The sequence below is a fragment of the Pseudomonas sp. AGC41 genome (assembly GCF_057334555.1).
Map to the genome: position 1 here is coordinate 1 of NZ_JBHFJB010000073.1, position 1,502 is coordinate 1,502.

3 protein-coding genes are annotated in these 1,502 nt (G+C 50.9%); all 3 read right to left on the minus strand.

Going from position 1 to position 1,502, the window contains the following annotated elements; genetic code table 11:
• Positions 1-94: 94 nt before the first annotated feature.
• Positions 95-358: a PAAR domain-containing protein gene (locus ACE04F_RS13540; protein ID WP_486107403.1), complete on the minus strand. Its 264-nt coding sequence runs from the start codon at positions 356-358 to the stop codon at positions 95-97.
• 94 nt (positions 359-452) lie between these two features.
• Entirely contained in the window at positions 453-743 is a 291-nt protein-coding gene (locus tag ACE04F_RS13545; RefSeq protein ID WP_486107405.1) for a hypothetical protein, read from the minus strand.
• Positions 740-1,502 (minus strand): RHS repeat domain-containing protein (locus tag ACE04F_RS13550; protein WP_486107407.1); only part of this gene is annotated, 763 nt, incomplete at its 5' end. The genes ACE04F_RS13545 and ACE04F_RS13550, both read right to left, overlap by 4 nt.

Below are 1,502 nucleotides of genomic sequence, written 5' to 3' on the forward strand. Positions count from 1 at the left end.
GCCTTCGGCGTCGCGGGTTTTAAAGTTGGCATAGGTATTGGTGCGATCGAGCCAATGCCGGTGTTGTCCGGTTGTTAAAGAACGGGGTTGTCGGTCAGCGGTGAACGGAGCCGCGTGAGCCGCTGGCGATCAGGGTCGCGCCGCAGGTGGTCTTCATGCCATCCAACGCCACGGGAATGCCGTTGACGGAATAGGTGCTGCTGCCTTCGGCAATCGGGAAGGGGCCTTTGCATCGGGGGCACATCACCATGTGGCCTTTGCCGGCCATGGGCTTGCCGTTGAGGTTGGTGTTGGCAATGTGCTCGATCACGGAACCGCCGTGGTCAGTTGTGTCCCCCAGGCGAACTATTGATTTCACTGTTTTGTTCCTCTGGCCTTATTAAAGGCGGTGAATATGTACGGCTGTTTGTTAGCCTCTACCGGTCTAGCTATAGTCGGTGTGGGTGTTGTGCTTAAGCATTTAAGAGTTGCGTTAGGGTAATGGGAAGATTTTCAATTGAGAACTCAATCGCGGATGCGAGATCAAAAAAATCTTTCCGTATGTACGAAAAGTAAAGGTCGGTGGCGTCTTCATATTTATCTAAGTAATGGTCAAACCCTACCTTGTAGCCATCATTGGTTTTTCGCAGGAAAAATTCAATTTTTTCAAGCTCACCATTTTTATCGTGTTCAGCATTAATCCAGATGCATTTTTTGTTATTAATTTGTTGTTCTAAGTGCGCTATATCTTTTTGGGTGATCATGCTTTTCTTCTCCCTCCGTTACGGCATTTAGAATCGCGATCAACAAAAATATCTACCTTGTTTCCTTCGGGTGTGACGATATTTATGTGGGGTGTTGTTTTGTGCGGATGTCCGTCAGGGAGGGAGTCGTGTCCGAATAGGTTGCCAGACGTTGGGTTTGTCTTGAAATCCATATGATAAGAGGCTAGCCCTGATCCATTTTGTCGATTTGACTTAAATGCTGCCTTATCTCTAGATGTTTTTTCCGCAGATTTATCACCCGCACCTGCGGCTTTTTGCGCATTTGGGAATGCACCGAAGAGGACAGCAACAGCATCTTTATAAGAGCATACAGTCACGCTACGACCAGCCTTTAACTCGACAATAGATTTTGCGATAGATTGAGGTGACAATCCGCGAGGGTCAATCCAGTCCACCGGATTGAGCCCGTACGCATAGATGTTGAGCCCTCCAGCAAACCCAATCGGATCCTTGCCGATAAACCGCCCCACCTGCGGATCATAGTACCGATAGCGGTTGTAGTGCAGCCCGGTTTCCACATCGAAGTACTGGCCCTGAAAGCGCAACGGATTGCGAATGTCGGTACGTTTGGCGGTGTCGCTGCGCTGCTCCTTGGCCAGCCCCCAAGCCTTGTAGACTCCAGCCCAGGCGATATCGCCGTGTTCGTCGGTCAGCTCCATCGGCGTGCCGAGGTGGTCGCACTGGTACCAGGCCACGGCGCTGAAGCTCACAGGCTTAGGCTTGTGCTGCCACACCGGG